This window comes from Umezawaea beigongshangensis (genome assembly GCF_016464305.1).
GTDB lineage: Bacteria > Actinomycetota > Actinomycetes > Mycobacteriales > Pseudonocardiaceae > Umezawaea_A > Umezawaea_A beigongshangensis.
Window position 1 is genome coordinate 1 of sequence record NZ_JAEIOJ010000016.1, and the last position, 15133, is coordinate 15133.

General features: G+C 68.4%; 17 protein-coding genes and 2 pseudogenes. 9 read left to right on the forward strand and 10 right to left on the reverse strand.

The window, feature by feature from the left end; genetic code table 11:
* Both carA and IMZ35_RS27190 read right to left on the reverse strand, forming a co-directional pair.
* Window positions 1-1085 (reverse strand): glutamine-hydrolyzing carbamoyl-phosphate synthase small subunit (gene carA, locus IMZ35_RS27185; protein WP_199444054.1); only part of this gene is annotated, 1085 nt, incomplete at its 3' end.
* A 533-nt stretch (window positions 1086-1618) separates the two neighbouring features.
* Window positions 1619-2815, reverse strand: a complete 1197-nt coding sequence (locus tag IMZ35_RS27190) for an ROK family protein (RefSeq protein ID WP_199444055.1) — start codon at window positions 2813-2815, stop codon at window positions 1619-1621.
* Between the two features lie 90 nt (window positions 2816-2905).
* Here IMZ35_RS27190 and IMZ35_RS27195 point away from each other — a divergent pair, with 90 nt between their 5' ends.
* The 4 genes from IMZ35_RS27195 to IMZ35_RS27210 all read left to right on the forward strand — a co-directional run bounded on the left by IMZ35_RS27195 (window position 2906) and on the right by IMZ35_RS27210 (window position 6442).
* A complete protein-coding gene (locus IMZ35_RS27195) occupies window positions 2906-3625 on the forward strand; it encodes an HAD-IA family hydrolase (RefSeq protein ID WP_199444056.1) in 720 nt (239 codons plus the stop codon).
* A gap of 7 nt (window positions 3626-3632) precedes the next feature.
* Window positions 3633-4784: an MFS transporter gene (locus tag IMZ35_RS27200; protein ID WP_199444057.1), complete on the forward strand. Its 1152-nt coding sequence runs from the start codon at window positions 3633-3635 to the stop codon at window positions 4782-4784.
* A gap of 387 nt (window positions 4785-5171) precedes the next feature.
* Window positions 5172-5342, forward strand: a complete 171-nt coding sequence (locus tag IMZ35_RS27205; protein ID WP_199444058.1) for a hypothetical protein — start codon at window positions 5172-5174, stop codon at window positions 5340-5342.
* Window positions 5343-5509: 167 nt separating this feature from the next.
* On the forward strand, window positions 5510-6442 hold the full coding sequence (locus tag IMZ35_RS27210; RefSeq protein WP_199444059.1) for an alpha/beta hydrolase family protein: 933 nt from the start codon (window positions 5510-5512) through the stop codon (window positions 6440-6442).
* 269 nt (window positions 6443-6711) lie between these two features.
* On the opposite strand, the gene IMZ35_RS27215 is transcribed toward IMZ35_RS27210, so the two are convergent.
* The 5 genes and pseudogenes from IMZ35_RS27215 to IMZ35_RS27235 all read right to left on the reverse strand — a co-directional run bounded on the left by IMZ35_RS27215 (window position 6712) and on the right by IMZ35_RS27235 (window position 11589).
* Window positions 6712-7704 (reverse strand): pectate lyase family protein, encoded by a 993-nt coding sequence (locus IMZ35_RS27215; RefSeq protein ID WP_199444060.1) that lies wholly within the window; start codon window positions 7702-7704, stop codon window positions 6712-6714.
* The gene (locus IMZ35_RS27220; RefSeq protein ID WP_199444061.1) at window positions 7701-8693 is read right to left on the reverse strand and encodes a pectate lyase family protein; all 993 of its coding nucleotides are present in this window, start codon (window positions 8691-8693) and stop codon (window positions 7701-7703) included. Before IMZ35_RS27220 ends, IMZ35_RS27215 begins: the two co-directional genes overlap by 4 nt.
* Before the next feature lie 19 nt (window positions 8694-8712).
* On the reverse strand, window positions 8713-9672 hold the full coding sequence (locus IMZ35_RS27225; protein ID WP_199444062.1) for a pectate lyase family protein: 960 nt from the start codon (window positions 9670-9672) through the stop codon (window positions 8713-8715).
* Window positions 9673-9685: 13 nt separating this feature from the next.
* Window positions 9686-10708 (reverse strand): pectate lyase family protein, encoded by a 1023-nt coding sequence (locus IMZ35_RS27230; RefSeq protein ID WP_199444063.1) that lies wholly within the window; start codon window positions 10706-10708, stop codon window positions 9686-9688.
* 223 nt (window positions 10709-10931) lie between these two features.
* A pseudogene (locus IMZ35_RS27235) lies at window positions 10932-11589 on the reverse strand (transposase family protein).
* Between the two features lie 232 nt (window positions 11590-11821).
* Between IMZ35_RS27235 and IMZ35_RS27240 the strand changes: the two are divergent.
* The 4 genes and pseudogenes from IMZ35_RS27240 to IMZ35_RS27255 form a co-directional block, all read left to right on the forward strand.
* Window positions 11822-12089: pseudogene (locus IMZ35_RS27240) on the forward strand (helix-turn-helix domain-containing protein); the annotation flags it as partial.
* A gap of 41 nt (window positions 12090-12130) precedes the next feature.
* Window positions 12131-12361, forward strand: a complete 231-nt coding sequence (locus IMZ35_RS27245) for a polymorphic toxin-type HINT domain-containing protein (RefSeq protein ID WP_199444064.1) — start codon at window positions 12131-12133, stop codon at window positions 12359-12361.
* A gap of 10 nt (window positions 12362-12371) precedes the next feature.
* Complete coding sequence (locus tag IMZ35_RS27250; RefSeq protein ID WP_199444065.1) at window positions 12372-12698, forward strand: HYD1 signature containing ADP-ribosyltransferase family protein; 327 nt, start codon at window positions 12372-12374, stop codon at window positions 12696-12698.
* A gap of 1 nt (window position 12699) precedes the next feature.
* Window positions 12700-12990 (forward strand): DUF6881 domain-containing protein, encoded by a 291-nt coding sequence (locus IMZ35_RS27255; protein WP_199444066.1) that lies wholly within the window; start codon window positions 12700-12702, stop codon window positions 12988-12990.
* A 170-nt stretch (window positions 12991-13160) separates the two neighbouring features.
* Here the strand turns inward: IMZ35_RS27255 and IMZ35_RS31150 are convergent, their stop codons facing one another.
* The 3 genes from IMZ35_RS31150 to IMZ35_RS27265 are packed head-to-tail and all read right to left on the reverse strand — an operon-like array spanning window position 13161 to window position 14230.
* Entirely contained in the window at window positions 13161-13361 is a 201-nt protein-coding gene (locus IMZ35_RS31150) for an integrase core domain-containing protein (RefSeq protein ID WP_307868894.1), read from the reverse strand.
* A 39-nt stretch (window positions 13362-13400) separates the two neighbouring features.
* Window positions 13401-13904 carry an integrase gene (locus tag IMZ35_RS31155; RefSeq protein ID WP_229373461.1) on the reverse strand — a complete coding sequence of 168 codons (504 nt, stop codon included), beginning with the start codon at window positions 13902-13904 and terminating at the stop codon, window positions 13401-13403.
* Window positions 13901-14230 (reverse strand): integrase, encoded by a 330-nt coding sequence (locus IMZ35_RS27265; protein ID WP_229373462.1) that lies wholly within the window; start codon window positions 14228-14230, stop codon window positions 13901-13903. The genes IMZ35_RS31155 and IMZ35_RS27265 overlap by 4 nt, the downstream gene beginning before the upstream one ends.
* Before the next feature lie 92 nt (window positions 14231-14322).
* Between IMZ35_RS27265 and IMZ35_RS27270 the strand changes: the two genes are divergently transcribed.
* Window positions 14323-15033 carry a recombinase zinc beta ribbon domain-containing protein gene (locus IMZ35_RS27270; protein WP_199444067.1) on the forward strand — a complete coding sequence of 237 codons (711 nt, stop codon included), beginning with the start codon at window positions 14323-14325 and terminating at the stop codon, window positions 15031-15033.
* Window positions 15034-15133: the final 100 nt, after the last annotated feature.

Below are 15133 nucleotides of genomic sequence, written 5' to 3' on the forward strand. Positions count from 1 at the left end.
AACGGCGCGGCGTCGTGCGGACCCGCCGCCGCCTCCGGGTGGTACTGCACGCTGAACGCCGGCACGTCGAGCAGCCGAAGACCCTCGATCGTGTCGTCGTTCGGGCAGTAGTGGCTCAGCACACCGCGGCCGAAGTCGGAGCCGAACTCCTCGCCCGGCTCGCCCCGCAGCGCGAACCCGTGGTTCTGCGAGGTGATGGCGACCCGGCCGGTGGCCGTGTCGATCACCGGGATGTTGATGCCGCGGTGGCCGTAGCGCATCTTGTAGGTCTCCAGACCCACCGCACGCCCCAGGACCTGGTTGCCGAAGCAGATCCCGAACAACGGCACCCGGCGCTCCAGCACCGCGCGGGTCAGCGCCACCGCGTGGTCCTGGGTCGCCGGATCTCCGGGACCGTTGGACAGGAACACCCCGTCCGGGTTCAACGCCACGATGTCGTCGATCGTGGAGGACAGCGGCAGCACGTGCACCTCGATGCCCCGCGCCGCCATCATCCGCGGAGTGTTGGACTTGATGCCCAGGTCCAACGCGGCCACGGTGAAGCGCCGCTCACCCACCGCGGGCACCACGTACGGCTGCGCCGTGGTCACCTCGCGAGCGAGGTCGGAACCCTTCATGCCGGGAGCGGTGCGGACTCGCTCCAGCATCTCCTCGGTGGTGCCCAGTGCGTCGCCGGAGAACACGCCTGCGCGCATCGCGCCGTGCTCGCGCAGGTGGCGGGTCAGCATGCGGGTGTCGATGCCGGAGATCCCGACGATCCCCTGCCGCTCCAGCTCCTCGTCCAGGCCACGCCGCGAGCGCCAGTTCGACGGCACCCGCGCCGGCTCGCGCACCACGTACCCGGCGACCCAGATGCGGCTCGACTCGTCGTCCTCGTCGTTCCACCCGGTGTTGCCGATCTGCGGCGCGGTCTGCACCACGATCTGCCGGTGGTAGGACGGATCGGTCAGGGTCTCCTGGTAGCCGGTCATGGCCGTGGAGAACACCACCTCGCCGAGGCGGACGCCGCGCGCGCCGTAGGCCTCGCCGCGGAACACCCGGCCGTCCTCGAGAACGGCGGTAGCGCCGACGGTGTTCGTGCGCATCGCAAATTACCCCGTTCCACAAAATCCGCGCGTGATTGTGACACCGGAGCACGGGGTTGTGATCCGGTGGAACGAAAGGCAGCGCGACCGACCCCGATGGCGGTTCGTTGCCCGAGAGAAGAGCAGGTGGAGATCCTGGTCGGAGAGAGTGCTCGAATGCACGAGAAGGGCATTCGACGCCTTTGCCAAAAGTGCAGCGACAGCGTTGTCCTGACGTTTTCGGCAGCGGTGCATCTGGCGTCTGTGCATCGCCGACGATACGCAGGTGAAACATCAACGCAATAGCGTAGTGGTCGGGTGGAATATTTTAGTCCGGTCTGGACGGTCGACTGGGCGTGGTTTCGCCCTGGGTTGGACTCCGCATCCGGGTGGCTCGAAGCAAGCCCCCGTGCGCACTCAGGGCAGCGGATGTGTCCTGTGGTCAGCGCTACGTGTCACAACGTGAGCCACGTTGCTCCGTTCGTGTTCACTTGCGCGACGCCCGTCTCGGCGCGCATGACCGCGCGGGGTGAAATGCGGTTTCAAGTGCAGTTTCAGTCGGCGTCGGTTCGTGTCCGGCGGGTGGTGTCGCCGAGCGCGTTCGACGGCGCGCGGAAGAACACGTCGAAAGCGAGGTCGGCAGCCCCCAGGAGGACCGGTTCGCTCAGTTCGCCGACGGTCAGCCGGGTGTCGTTCACCCTGGCGACGAGCGAATCGGCGAGCCTGCTCTCCAACTGTTCGCGCGCCAGTACCGCGAGTGCTTTGAGCGGGCCGGTGAGCACCACCACGTCCGGGTCCAGGACGTTCACCAGGCTGGCCGCGCCGATGCCGAGCCGTTCGGCCACGCGGCGCGCGGCCGCCAGCGGACCGGGCTCGCCACGAGCCGCCCGCCCGAGCACGGCCTGCACGAGCGCCGCGTCCCCGGTGTCGGTGACGCCCGCTTCCCGCAGCAGAGCCCGGCCATCGGCGAACAGTTCCAGGCAGCCGCGCTGACCACACGGGCACTGCGGGCCGCGATCGTCCACCACCAGGTGGCCGGCCTCCAGCGCGTGCCCGACCGCCGTCGGCCCGTCGGGCAGCAGCGCGCCGCCGATGCCGGTGTGCTCGCAGGTGAGCACGAGCACCGAACCCGCACCCCGCCCGGCACCCCGGCGCCGTTCCGCCAGCGCGGCCAGCGAGCACTCGTGGGCGACCGACGCCGACACGCCGGGTGGCAGCTGCCGTGCCAGCAGTTCCTCCGCCGGCACCGGCTCGGTCGTCCAGCCCAGGTGCAACGCCGAGCGCACCACCCCGTGACGCACCATCCCGCCGGTACCGACCGCGAGGCCTGCCCACGGCCCGCCGGCCTCGCGCGCTAGTTCCGCCGCACGCGCGGCCAGGGCCGTCAGGGTGCGTTCGGCGGGCGCGGCGCGGTCGACGGGGAGCGACGCCAGCTCGCCGACGAACTCCCCGCCCAGCCGCACCACCCGCAGCCGTGCCGTGCCGACGCCCACGTGTGCGGCGACGACGACCGGGCCGTCCGGGGCGGGCACCAGCAGGGGGGAGGGGCGCCCTCGACCGGCCGTGCCGGTCGGGGCGGCTTGCCGCACCACGATCAGGCGCAACTCCTCCAGGTCCGCGACGGCGTCACCGACCACGGACCGCGCCAGTCCGAGCGAGGTGGTCGCCTCCGCACGAGTCAGCGGACCGCGCAGGTGCAGCAACTCCAACAGGCGTCCCACGGCGGTCGGACGCCGAACGGGTCTATCCATCGGCGAGATGCTCCCACTACACTCGAATCAGCATTTTGTAACCGGGCCGAATAAAATCAGGCCCTGCGGTCACCCGCAAGGAGGAGCGAGATGGTGCGCACGTCCAGCGAGGCGATCGGCGACGCCCACGACGCCCGGATCGCGACCTTCAGCACCGGAATGCTGATCTTCGACCTCGACGGCACCCTCGTGGACACCGACCGGGTGATCGAGCGAAGCTGGTTGCGCTGGGCGGAGCTGGAGCAGCTCGACCCGGTCGCCGTGCTGCCCTCCGTCCACGGCAGGCCCGGCGACCAGGTGATGGTCGACCTGCGGCCGCACTTCCCCCCGCAGCTCGCGGCTGGCGACTACGCCGAACTCCGCCGCCAGCAGTCGGCCGAGACGAAGTTCGTCCGGGCGCTGCCGGGTGCGGAGGAACTGCTCGCCTGCTTGCCCGGCCACTCGTGGGCGGTAGTCGCGAGCTGCGACCGCGACCTGGCGCTGGCCCGGTTGCGCGGCGCGGGCCTGCCCGTGCCCCGAGTGCTGATCACCAGTGACGACGTGTCCGTGGGCAAGCCCGACCCCGAGTGCTACCTGGCCGCCGCGCGGGCACTGGACATGCACCCGGCCAGCTGCATCGTCGTCGAGGACGCCTCGCCCGGTGTGGCGGCGGCCCGCGCGGCGGGCATGTTCGTCATCGGTGTCGGGCGTCGCACCGCGTCGAGCGATCCGCGACCGCACTGGCACGTGGACAGCCTCATGCGGCTGAGCGTCGTGGCCGTTCCGGACGGCCTGCGGGGCTTCGTGCACGAACCGGTCAGCGACCGGTAGGGCGCCGGTGCTCAACGAGGAGATCACGCGGCCCTCCCGGACGCCGGGCGGGTTCACCACCGCGTCCGCCTTCCTGATGTTCGCCGCCCTCGGAGCGGTCACCGCGGCTCTGGGCGCGGCGGTCCCGGTGCTGCGGCAGGGGCTCGGGGGAGACTCGGCCGTCGCCCTGCTGGTCGGTATCTACAACTCCGGCGCGCTGGCCGCGACCCTGCTCGGCGGGGCCGCCCCGTACGCCACCCGCACCCGCGCGGGCGGGACGGTGCTGGTGGCGGCGGCGGTCGGCGGCCTGGTCGGAACGGCCCTCGCGCCGACCAGCACCTTGCTGCTGGCGTGCGCTGCCGTGGCCGGGTTCGGCTACGGCGGTCTCGTGCTGACGCTCAACACCGCGTTCTCCACCCGGTACGGGCAGCGCGGCGTGGTGATGGTCAACGCGCTCAACGCCGCGTTCGGCGTGGGTGCCGTCGCCGGTCCGCTGGCGGTCGGTTCGGCGCTCGGCCCGGCGACGGTCTTCCTGCTGCTGGCCGCGGTCGTCGCGGTCGCCGCAGGCGCCGCCGGCCTCGTCCCGACCGCACCGCCCCGCGGCGAGCCGGGCCCGAGCGCGGCTCCCGGTGAGCGAGCCACACCCGGCCAGCGCACGGTGGTGACGTTCGCGGTGCTCGGCTCCCTCTACGCGGGCCTGGAGACCAGCAGCGCCGCGTGGCTGTCCACGCACCTGGTCGCGCAGGAGTGGGACCCGACGGCCGCCGCGCAGCTGACCTCGCTGTTCTGGGTCGGCCTCGCGACAGGCAGGTTGGTGATCCCGCGCCTGGCCCGAGCCGCGCCCACCGCGCTCGTGGTCGGGTGCCTCGTCGGTGCAGCGGTCGCCCTGGCGCTCACCGCCTGGCCCGGCGGTGCACCCGTCGCGATCACCGTCGCCGGCTTCTGCCTGGCTCCGGTTCTGCCGACCGCCCTTGCTCACCTCGGCACCACCGGCCGTCCCCAGCGGGCGACCGCCGTCGTCCTCACCGCCTGCATGGTCGGCAACGCCACCGTGCCGCTGGTCGTCGGCCTCCTGATCACCCGTGCGGCCGTGCCGGTACCCCTGGTGCTGGCCGGTCTGGCGGTCTGTTGCACCGCCGTGGCCGTTGTGGCCCACCGCACCACCCGCACCGGGCACTGAGTCCGTAGCCGCGGGTCATCGCGTCGGCGTCCCCGCTCCCGCGCGGCGGTCGGGCCTGCTCGCCCGATCGCACCACGCGGATCGGGTCGAGGGCGGCGACGACGCGGGCGAGGCAGGTCTTGAGCAGCCCGACGTGGCGGCAGCGACGGACCCCGGTGACGGCGACCGCCTTGGTGGACGCGGCGCTCCTTGCGGGCAGGTGATCTGACGCCGGTCCCGGTCGGCGGAGAACGCGGCTGCTGTGACGACGACACGAGGAGATCGCACTGGACGCGGTCACGTCTTCCCGGTCACCCAGTGGGAAGACGACCTCATCCTCACCACGACCGAGGACGACGGTGCGACGTGGCTCGCCCCGCTGCCGGAAGGCTCCCCCACCTCCCGCCGGTGACCTTCGACATCAGCTCCGAGGGCATCCTCGCCTTGACGGTGTCCGTCAACTGGTCGCGGTGGCTGGACAAGGACACAGCCGAGCACGGGTTGGTGCAGTCGGCGCTGGACTCGCTGCTGGCCGACGACTGGCATCCCCGGTCCAGCGCCCGGTCCTTCCGCCTCTGAGCACCCTGCGGGCTCTGCTGCCCCGTGGACGATGCGGATCGCGCTGCCCGAACCGGCCGGATGAGACGGGCCGGTTCGGGCAGCGCGGAGAAGCGGCAGCAGGTGACCGGGAGAGCGGGGTGATCAGCGGCGTGAACCGTTGCGGCGGCGCCTGTTACCGTCGACTGGTGGGGGCTGACTTCATCGTGGAATCGACTGTTGTTCCCAGTGGAGCGGGTGACTTGCGTGCGGCCGTGCGCCGACCGAGGTCCGATCGCCTGGTTCCGGGCCTGGTGTTCGTGGACGGCAGCGGGTGCGGGGGCATCGAGGAGTGGGGCGGCTGGCCCGAGTGGATCAGTGAGTGCGGTGCAGCTGCACTGGTGCACGACAAGCCTGGTTGCGGGAAGTCGCCTGGGGACTGGCGGACGCAGTCCTTCGCCGATCGGGCGGGTGAGGCGTTGGCCGCGGTCGAGGTGCTGCGTGGGTGGCGCGGTGTCGATCGCCATCGGATCGGCCTGATCGGGTGGAGTCAGGGCGGCTGGGTGTCGCTGCTGGCGGCGAGAACGTCGCCGGAGGCGATCGACCGGGTCGTAACGATCAGCGGTCCCGGCGTGAGCATGGCCGAGCAGGAACGCATGCGCATCGACAGTTGGCTTCGTCGTGACGGGGTGGACGGCGAGGACCACGCTGAAGGCATGGCCTGGGTGGACGAGCAGGCCCGCAGGCTCCGCTCCGGTGAACCGGCCGACCAGGTGGTCGACGCTCGGCGGCAGTACGCCGACAGGCCCTGGTACGCCGTGGTGACCCAGGCCACTCCCACCCCGGCCACGGCGGAGTTCTTCGCACGCAGCATGGACGTCGATCCTGCGGAGCTGCTTCCCGCGTTGACCTGTCCCGTGCTCGCGTTGTTCGGCGGAGACGACGACTCGGTGCCCGTGTTCACCAGCGTGGCCAGAATTGCGGCGGCCCTGCCGGACGTCGGGCGGGACCGGCACGGAATCGCGGTGTTCCCCGGTGCCGATCACGGTCTGTTCACGGGTGACCCTCGCCCTGGAATCGCTCGGCGCGACCAACTCGCGGCAGGGTTCCTGCCCATGCTCACGGCCTTTCTCGAGCAGTAGGCACTGGCTGAACGAGCACGGGGAAAGAGCGAGGTTCGGGCGCAACACGTTCAGGCATGGCGGTCTGGAAACGGTGGAGTCGTTGCCAGCCGTGCAGTTCGCGCTCGACGGCCTGGCGGATGCCGGAGTGCGGGGTCGGCCCCTGGGTGATGATCATGTGTGGGTGGCTGGAGATCCCTGGTGGGCGTGACTTGTCGACGGCGGCCGGCGTTCGATGACCCGTGCCGTCGACGTGCGGGCGGCTGTGGGCCGCCCGCACCTCGACGAGTTCAGATCTTGCCGGTACCCGCACCCTGGGTTACCAGCGCTTTCACGTTCGCCGGCGTGTCCAGGGTGTAGGCGTAGTAGCCGCGCGGGTCCTCCACGCTGCCACCCACCACCGGTTTGCCGCTGTTGATGTAGACGTTGTCCCGCTCGACGATGCTGCCCTTCGGGCCCGCGTAGCTGTTCGTCATCGGCTCCTCGACGTTCTCGAAGTAGTTGCCCTCGACCCAGCAGCCGGACTTGTTCTGGCAGGCGACGCCCGTGTCGCTGTTGGCGACGTAGTAGTTGTTGAACACGTGCACCGGGTTGCCGAAGCGGGTGCGCGGGTTGCGCTGCGGCGTCCGGTCGAAGAAGTTGTGGTGGTAGGTCACCTTGAGGTATCCGGTGTCCTGCGCGGCGTTGCCGTCGTCGTGCCCGAGCAGCATGTTCTTGGTGTGGTGGTGGGTGTGGTTCCACGACACGGTCACGTAGCTGGACCCGCGCTTGATGTCGATCAGGCCGTCCTTGCCCGCGGACAGGTCGTTGTGGTCGATCCAGACGTGGTGGGAGAACATCTGCACGTTGATCGAGTCGTCGTTGGCGTTGCGGAACACCAGGTTGCGGATGATCACGTTGTGCACGGCGTTCGCCGGGGGCGTGGTCACCGAGCTGACCGGCAGGCCGATGTTCAGCCCGCCGCCGGTGATGCCGGAGTTCGCGCCGACACCGATGACCGTCTTGTCCGAGGAGACGTCGTACATGCCCGCTGCCAACGTGATCATGCCCTGCACGCGGACCACGCGCGGTCCGTTGGCCTTGATGGCGGCGGTGAAATCGGCCGCCGTGGAGACCGTGACCTCCGGTCCCCCTGCGCCGCCGGTGGTCCCGCTCTGGCCGAGCGCCGTCACCGAGGCGAACCCGATGGGCGCGGCCTCGGCGGCGGACGCGGGCGCGGTGATCACCGACGTGGCACCGCCGACGAGCACCACGGCGAGCGCGAGAGCGCTTGTCCTCCTCATGAAGTCCTCCGTTGGACTCGGCCGACGCCTGCGCCCGCGGTGACGAGCGCTGGTACGTCGGCGACGTTGTCGAGCGAGTAGGCGTAGTGGGTGCGGGGTTCGACGACGGTGCCGAGGGTCTGCGGAGTGCCGGAGCCGACGTAGACGTTGCCGCGCTCCACGACGCGGCCCGGTCCGCTCTTGTCGTAGCCGGACAGGACCGGGTGGGCGACGTTCTCGAAGTAGTTGGCCTCGACCAGCACCCCGGCGTCCTCCGTGGACGCGACGCCGTAGAGGGAGTTGCCGCGGTAGTAGTTGTTGTAGACGTGAACGGGCTCGCCGAACCGCACGCGCGGGTGCCGCTGGTCGGTGCGGTCGAAGAAGTTGTGGTGGTAGGTGACGCGCAGCTTGCCGCGGTCGGCGGTGTAGGTGTCGGAGTGGCCCAGCAGCGCGGCCTTGCTGTGGTCGTGGAAGTGGTTCCACGACACCGTGACGTAGTCGGACTGCCGTTTGACGTCGAGCAGGCCGTCGAAGCCGCGCGACAGGTCGCAGTGGTCGATCCACACGTGGTGCGCGGAGTTGGTGACGCTGATGGAGTCGTCCGAGGCGTCGGTGAAGCGCAGGTTGCGGATGATCACGTTGTTGCCGGGGCGAGTGGTAGAGCCCAGTTGCAGCCCGCCGCCGGTGATCTCGGCGGTGGAACCGATCCCGAAGATCGTCTTGTTCGCGACGACGGTCAGCACGTCGTCGACCTCGATGCGGCCGGACACCGAGATGACGCAGGGCTCCCTGCGCCCGACGTGGTCCCGCAGCGCCTCCGCGGTCGTCACCGTGACTGCTTGGCCGCCCGCGCCGCCGGTGGTCCCGTTCTGGCCCAGCGCGGTCACCCCCGCGAAGCCGTCGGCCACGGCGTCGGCGGCCGTGTCGGCCCACGCGGCGCGCGGCGCGGTGGCGGCGACGGTGGTCAGCGCCGCACCCGCGAGCAGCCGTCGTCGGTTGACGGGACTCATGGTGGTCCTCCGCGTCCTGTCAGATCCGGCCGACGCCGACGCCCGCCGGAACGGTGTCGGGCAGGCTGGCGGCGCTGTCGGGGGTGTAGGCGTAGTGGGTGCGCGGCTCCACCACGGTGCCGAGCGTCTCGGGGGTGCCGGAGCGGACGTAGACGTTGCCGCGCTCGACCACGCGCCCCGGCCCGCTCTCGTCGTAGCCGGAGCGGATCGGGTGGGGGACGTTCTCGAAGTAGTTGGCCTCGACCAGGACCCCCGCGTTCTCTGTCGACGCGACGCCGTAGACGGTGTTGTTGCGGAAGTAGTTGTTGTAGACGTGGATCGGCTCGCCGAAGCGGACCCTCGGGTGCCGTTGCGCGGTGCCGTCGAAGAAGTTGTGGTGGAACGTCACCCGGAGCTTGCCGGTGTCCTGGCCCGCATTGGAGTCGGAGTGACCCAGCAGCGCGGTCTTGCTGTGGTCGTGGAAGTGGTTCCACGAGACGGTGATGTGGTCCGCGCCGCGGACGATGTCGATCAGCCCGTCGGCGCCGCCGCTGAGGTCGCAGTGGTCGATCCAGACGTGGTGCGAGGACTGCTGGATGCTGATCGCGTCGTCGTCCGCGCCGGTGAACCGGAGGTTGCGGATGATCACGTTCTGCCTGCGGTACAGGTCGAGGCCGCCGCCGGTGATCTCGGCGGTCGACCCCAGCCCGATGATCGTCTTGTTCGACCGCACGCCCTGCTTGCTGCTGATCCGCATCACCCCGTCGACCTGGATGACGTACGGCTCGTTGCGGTCGCAGTAGTCCAGGAACGCGTCCGCGTCCCGCACCGTGACGACCGGGCCGCCCGCGCCGCCGGTGGTGCCGTTCTGGCCGAGCGAGTTCACCCCGGCGAAGCCGTCGGCGGTGGCGAGCGGGGCCGCCCACGCGGGCTTGGTGGTCGTGGCCAGCGCGGTCGCGGCGGCGCCCGCGAGGAGCGCCCGTCGGCTGATGCTGCTCATGTGCCCGTCCTCCTCAGACTCGGCCGACACCCGCACCGGCTGGCACGACGGTCGGGACCTCGACGGCCCGGTGCGGTGCGTAGGCGTAGTAGGTGCGCGGCTCGACGACGGTCCCGCGCACCTCGATCTCGTGGTTGCACTCGACGAGGACGTTGTCCCTGGCGACCATCCGGCCGAGGTCACCGCTGAAGTCGACCCGGCCGGGGTTGTTGACGCTGAAGAAGTAGTTGCCCTCCAGCACCACGCCCGCGTTCATCGCCGACGCGACGCCGTAGCTGTTGTCCCGGTAGTAGTTGTTGTAGACGTGCACCGACTCGCCGAAGCGGACTCGCGGGTTGCGCTGATCGGAACCGTCGAAGTAGTTGTGGTGGTAGGTCACCCTGAGGCGCCCTGCGTCCTGCGCCGAGTTGTCGTCGTCGTGCCCGAGCAACAACGTCTTGTCGTGGTCGTGGAACCTGTTCCAGGAAACGGTGATGAAATCGGACCCGCGTTTGACGTCGACGGCTCCGTCATCACCGTCGGAGAAGTCGTTGTGGTCGATCCAGATGTGGTGGCTGAACATCTGCACGTTGATCAGGTCGTCGGTGGCGCCGGTGATCGACAGGTTCCGGATGATCACGTTGTGCACCGCGTTCGCGGGCGGCGAGATCACGTCGTCGTCCACCGGGAGCCCGATGTTCAGCCCGCCGCCGACCAGTCGGGCGTCACCGCCGAGGCCGACGATCGTCTTGTCGGAAGCGACGTCGTGCATCCCGTCGCTGGTGCCGGTGGGCAGCGCGATCGTGCCGCGGACCTGCACCACCAGTGGTTCTGGTCGAGCGATGAAGTCCAGGAACTGCGCGGTCGTCGTCGCCGTGACCACCGCGCCCCCCGCCCCGCCGATGGTTCCGCCCTGCCCCAGCGCGGTCACGCCGGCGAACCCGTCGGCGGCGGGCCCGGCCGCCGTGGCGGGCGGTGCCCCGACCACGGCCACCACCACGGTCACCACCACCGCGACCCGTGCGAGGGCGCGTTCGTACCCGACGTGCGTCCGCATTTTGGTCGTCCTTTCGAGAATACGGCTCGCGTACGGCGGCGGCGTTGGGAAATCGCTTTCCTGATTCGGACCATAAGACTTGTGTTTCCGGTGTGTCAACGTCGCGTCACATATGAGAACCGGTTCACGTACGTGGTCTTGCCGGTTGCTTCTCGGCGGTGTTCGAATGGTCCTTCCGGTCGATTGATTCGAGGTTGTGGAGAATAGTGAGCCCTTTCCAGCCTCATCCGGCAGCGTGGTGGAGTGCGGGGACGGCTCGGGTCAGGTTGGTGATGCGGGTGGTGGAGCAGCGGAGTCTGCGTAGCAGCCGCCAGGTCTTCGTGATGGAGACCGCCCGTTCGCTGAGGGCGTGGATGCGGGCGTGGGAGCGGTTGACCGCCTGTTGGCCGGGTGAGAGGTTGTGTCACGTGCCGCGGTCAGGTCGTGGGCTGAACCGGGCAGTGCGGGCGAGGTTCACAGCAGACGCCCGGCGGGGTCGGTGATGACGTGGACGTTCGTGCCGTGTCGCTCGTGTCTTCCCGGAGTGGTAGGGGCGGTCGACGGCGATGCGGTCGATCTGGAGCAGGGTGCCGTCGAGGATGACGTGGGTCTTGCGGCTGGCGACTTTCACGGCTTCGGTCAGGTCCGGGGCCGGGTCGGCCAGGAGTTGGACGGCTCCGTGGGTGTAGCGGCGGACGGTGGCCGGGGGCGATGCCGATGCCGGCGGCGAGGCGGGTGCGGGTGTCGCCGCAGCGCAGGTGGGCCAGGACCAGCAGTGCCTGGCGTCCGGGGTCGAGCCCGCGCCACCTGCTGCCGATCCGGCGCCGATGCGCGGTCAGCTCCTGGGCGAGGACCTGAAGGTGCGCACTGGACAGGTCGATCGCGGACGGGCAGACAAGCACACGAAGCTCCTGGCGATGGCCTTGCTCTTGGTCGACAAGTCATCTACCAGGAGCTTCGCCACGTCTCCATCACGACCGCAGCCCACGCCACCAGATTGGAAAGGGCTCAGTGAGCCTTTTCCATCGTGACGTCGCAGGTCACGGCGCGGACTGAGCAGTGGGGAGCGGCGGGCGAGACTCCCGGTAAGACAGCAGTCGACCAAGATCCGATGCCCCAACCGGGAGCCTCGCCGTGCTGTCTTACCCTGCCGCGATTCCGCTGTCCAACCACACCCTCATCCGCCCGGGCGACCTGATCCGTGCGGAGCACGTGCGCCGTCGATCCCGTTGGCGGCGGCTCGATTCCGGCCGCCAGGCGCTGCTCGTTCTCGCCCACCTGCGCAGGCGGTGACACCTTTGCCCGACTCGCCGCCGGGTTCGGAGTCTCCTGCAGTACCGCCTGGCGCTACGTCCGCGAAGCGGTGGACCTTCTCGCCGCCCTGGCCGACGACGCCGCCGCCAACCACGATGAAAAAGGCTCACTGAGCGCGGCTCGCAGGAGTTGACCGCGACCGACGGGCACCCGTTCTGGATCGATGACCAGCGAAGTTGGGTCAACGCCGAAGACCTTGAGGTGGGTGACCGCCTGCGAACAGCGGACGGTTCTACTGCCCTCGTCTCCGACTCAGACGTTCGCAGTGAAGTTCTGAAGGTCTACAACCTCACGGTGGACGGTATCCGTACCTTCTATGCGGGTATTCCCAACGAGTCTTTTGGTTCACAATTGTGTTGAAGTTCCGAATTTGCTGTATCATTACACTAACCAAAAGGGGCGTGGTAAAATTCTCGAAAGTAACCAGCTTTACCCTTCATTAAAGTCTGGCAATCCAAAAGATGCGCGCTATGGAGACGGTCAATATCTCACCGACATCAAGCCTGGAGAAAAAACTTTGGGGCAGTTGTCGGCCGCTTTTCTGCGGATTCCGTGGGCGGGGGAGAAGTTTACGCACTCCATCGAGGTGGATGTTCGTGACCTTGATGTAGTGCAAGGCAGATTAGGAGTCTATGTCGTGTCGAACAGTAAGCCGCTCGACTTGGCAGGTAGGATACTGGGTTCCGGGAGGAACTGACATGATTTATGTGCGAGTTGAATGGTTGCGCGATTCGGCGGATGACCCAGTTCTGTATCTCAGTGAAATTGGGGAGGATCGGTATGAGGTAAGAAAAGTGCAGGTTTATGCGGATGGCACCGGGGAGTGGGCGGATCATGAACATGAAACTGACACGGTCGGCTTGTCGGAGATCGCCTTTTCTTCGTTGAAAGAAATTTCCGAGCAAGCTGAATTTCGCGCACAGGTCATAGATTTCGAGGAGTTCGAGCAGGTATGGAATGCTGTTCGCGTCGACGGGCGAATGCCGTGAAGTAGAAACCGGCGATATAAAAATATCAGTTGATACTTGATGACATAGGGGTTATTTCAGTCTGACATCTTACGCTTCATCTATTGAGTCGAAAGTGATCGACTTCCTGTAGGTTGATCACTCGTGATCGTGTGGGGTTCCAAAAGTCAGCCATGTGGCCTGACCTGCGATTAGGCGGCTGTGGGTTCGTACTCGTTGATGAGGCCGCCGAGGACGGGTCGGCGGCGTATCGCCGTGTAGCCCGGCTTTGCGGTCGGGTGGTCTGGTCGTGGTGGGGCGAGTTGTAGGGCTTGGTGTGGTCGTCGGTGGTTGTAGTGCTTCGCGTAGCGCTGCAGCACTGTCCGCAGGTGGTGTTCGTTGATGATGAGCAGTCGGTCGGTGGCTTCGCGTCGGACGGTGCCGACGAACCGTTAGGCGTGGGCGTTGGCTCGCGGGCACCGTGGTGGGATCTTCACGACCTGGATGCCTGCGCCGGAGAAGACCGCGTCGAACGAGACGGTGAACTCGCCAGCCCGGTCGCGGATGAGGAACCGGAAGCCGTCGGCCCGGTCATCGAGGTCCATCAACAGGTTGCGGGCTTGTTGGGTGGTCCACGCCCCGTCGGGGTTCGTGGTGGTGCCGAGGATGTGGACGTACCGGGTGGCGACCTCCATCACGAAGAACACGTAGACCCGCTTGAGGGTGACGGTGCAGTCGACGTGGAAGAAGTCGCAGGCCAATAAGCTGGCTGCCTGTGCACGCAGGAACCGCCGCCACGAGGTGTCGCTGTCGCGTCGGGGTGCGGGCGGTACCCGCAGGCGCTTCAGGACGCGGTGAATTGTTGACGCGGCTATGCGGTGTCCGAGCTTGAGCAGTTCGCCCTGGATCCGGCGGTAGCCCCAGCCCGTGTTCTCCCGGGCCATCCGTTCGATCATCGCCACGATGGTGTCGTCGATCGGTGGGCGTCCGATCCGGCTCGGGTAGGCCACTTCTTCGCGACCAGGCGCCGGTGCCATCGAAGGACGGTGGCTGGCGTCACCAATCGGTGCTCGCGCAGCAGCGGAGGGAGTCGGCGAACCAGTGCGGCGAGCACCGCTCGGTCGGCCCACTCCAGCCGCGGGCGGGGGTTGGTATGGCGCAGTACGGCGACTTCGTGCCGCAGCACCAGCAGCTCAGCGTCCTTGGCCGCTGATGACCGGCTGAGCAGAACCAAACAGCCGATCACCCGGACGAAGATCAGGTACAGCAGTCGTAGCGCCACGCCTCACGATCATGCTCCTACGGCACGTGATGCCCGATCGCCGCAGCTCAGCGTCTCAGTGCAGAGTTCTGGCACCCCACAGGCACCGGTACGTGCTGCGCGGGCTGTTGCTGTGCGGGTTGTGCGGGCGGCGGATGCAGGGGCAGTTCAGCGGGAAGGGCCTGTACTGCCGGTGCCGTTTCGCCCAGGAGTACGGGCTGGTCAACAAGGTCGAACACCCGCGCAACGTCTACCTGGCCGAGCGGGACCTGCTCGGTCCTCTGGACGACTGGCTGGCGCTGGTGTTCGCGCCGCACCGGTTGTCCGACACCGTGGACGCGCTCTACCGCTCGCAACCCGACCTGGAGGAAGATCCGGCGACGCTGGACGCGCGGCGGGTCGTGGCGGAGTGCGATCGGAAGCTGGAGCGGCACCGAGCGGCGTTGGAGGCCGGCACCGATCCGCGGTTGGTGGCGCGCTGGACCGCCGAGGTGTCGGCGCGGCGGGCGGAGGCGCTGTCGCGGTCGCGGGCCGCTGTCGGGCGGGAGCGGATGACCAGGGAGCAGATCGCGACGATGGTCGCGGCGCTGGGCGACGTGCGCCAGGTGCTCGGCAACGCCGATCCCGACGACGAGGCGGAGGTGTACCGGCAGTTGCGGTTGTCCGCGACGTACCACCCCGGAAAACGAACTGTGCGGGTCGAGACAAGTCTCGACCCGCACAGTTGGGGTTGTGGTGCGTGTCCGAGGGGCGACTTGCGCACTATCCACACGCCTCAGCCTGTGAACCATTTCCAACCTGGCGGTGGCGGGCTGGAGACATGACGAAGCTCCTGGTAGATGACTTCTCGACCAAGAGCAAGGCCATCACCAGCAGTTGCGTGTGCTTGTGTACCCATCCGCGATCGACCTGTCCAGTTCGCAC